The sequence below is a fragment of the Actinoalloteichus spitiensis RMV-1378 genome (genome assembly GCF_000239155.1).
Taxonomy (GTDB): domain Bacteria; phylum Actinomycetota; class Actinomycetes; order Mycobacteriales; family Pseudonocardiaceae; genus Actinoalloteichus_B; species Actinoalloteichus_B spitiensis.
Genome location: NZ_AGVX02000767.1, coordinates 1 through 1,640, shown reverse-complemented (window position 1 = coordinate 1,640; position 1,640 = coordinate 1). Strand labels below are relative to the sequence as shown.

At 72.9% G+C, this 1,640-nt stretch carries 3 protein-coding genes; all 3 read left to right on the top strand.

Translation table 11 applies throughout. The annotated features are described in order from the left end of the window. Window positions 1-147 precede the first annotated feature (147 nt). Entirely contained in the window at window positions 148-936 is a 789-nt protein-coding gene (locus ACTIDRAF_RS0225010; RefSeq protein WP_026066480.1) for a metallophosphoesterase family protein, read from the top strand. Window positions 937-964: 28 nt separating this feature from the next. Further along, complete coding sequence (locus ACTIDRAF_RS0225005; RefSeq protein WP_016701394.1) at window positions 965-1,405, top strand: SRPBCC family protein; 441 nt, start codon at window positions 965-967, stop codon at window positions 1,403-1,405. Between the two features lie 48 nt (window positions 1,406-1,453). Then, a partial coding sequence (locus ACTIDRAF_RS31275) for an ArsA-related P-loop ATPase (protein WP_039789613.1) occupies window positions 1,454-1,640 on the top strand: 187 nt, incomplete at its 3' end.

The following is a 1,640-nucleotide window of genomic DNA, read 5'->3' as shown; positions in this document are numbered from 1 at the left end:
GGGGTCGACCCCCGCCACCGTGGCGGGGGCGGGAGCGGCACCGAGCCGGGGCCGGGCGGGAACCGCGGAGGTCCGGGACGCTGAGGCCACCGCGGCTCGGCGGCGCTCGGACACCCGGGTGGTCAGGCGAGTGGGTACGTTCGGGGCGTGCGGGTTCACGTGGTTTCTGACGTACACGGCAACGTCGAGGCACTCGCCAGGGCGAGTGCGGGGGCGGACGCGCTGGTGGTGCTCGGTGATCTGCTCGACATCGTCGACTACCACGACCACGAGCGGGGGGTCCTGGGGCGTCTCTTCGGACCGGACCGGGTCGGGACGTTCGCGCGCCTGCGCCGCGAGGACGGGCGGCGGGCCGCCGCCTACGTCCGTTCGCTGTGGGGGGAGCTGGCCGACCCGGCCGGGTCGGTCGACGAGCTGATCCGCGAACAGTACGACCTGCTCTTCGGCGCGTTGGACGCGCCCACCTACGCGACACCCGGCAACGTGGACGCCCCCCGCCTCTGGCCCGAGTACGCCAGGGAGGGGTTGGTGATGCTCGACGGGCAGAGCGTCGACCTCGGTGGACTGCGGTTCGGGTTCGCCGGCGGCGCGGTGCTGCCCCCGGGGGTCGCCCCGCTGACCGGGCCGGCGCCCTGGCGCGCCTACCTGCGCACCCCGGAGGACTTCGCGGTCGCCCTCGACGCCCTCGGGGAGGTCGACGTCTGGTGCACCCACGTGCCCCCGGCGCTCGACGAACTCTGCTACGACGTGGTGGCCCGCCGCGTCGAGGTCGGTTCGGAGGGGCTGCTGGAGCGGATCCGCGGCCAGCGCGCCCGGTGGGCACTGTTCGGCCACGTGCACCAACCGTGGTCGGCCAGGGCGCGCATCGGGGTCACCGACTGCGTCAACGTGGGGCACTTCCAGCGCACGGCCAGCCCCTACGTCTTGCACTGGTGAGCTCGGCGGGCACGGTAACCTGCCGAACATGGCCGACCAGTCCACCCAGTCCATCCACATCGAGGCGGAGCCAGCCGAGGTCATGGCGGTGATCGCCGACTTCCCGGCGTACCCGGACTGGACCGGTGAGCTGAAGGAGACCAGCGTCCTGGCCACCGGGGACGACGGGCGGGCCGAGCGGGTCCGGTTCACCCTGGACGCCGGGATCGTGAAGGACACCTACGTCCTCCAGTACGACTGGGCGGCGGACGGCCTGTCCGTCAGCTGGGAGCTGGTGGAGGGGCAGACCCAGAAGTCGCAGCGCGGGAGCTACCAGCTGCGGAAGGTTCCCGGTGGGACGGAGGTCGTCTACACGCTCGCCGTCGACCTGACCATTCCGATGATCGGACTGTTCAAGCGGAAGGCCGAACGCGTCGTGATGGACATCGCCCTCAAGGGCCTCAAGCGCCGGGTGGAGGGCCGGGGCTGACCGTTCGCCCGCGACACCCACCCGCTCCTTCTCCCCGACGAGGTCCCCGTGCGACTCCTGCTGTTCACCGGCAAGGGCGGGGTGGGCAAGACCACCCTCGCCGCGGCCAGCGCCGCCCGCCTCGCCGCGCTCGGCGGCAAGGTGCTGGTGGTGTCGACCGACCCGGCCCACTCGCTCGGTGACGCGCTGGGCGTCGCCGTCGGCGGCGGTGGGGTAACGGAACTCGACGACGGCC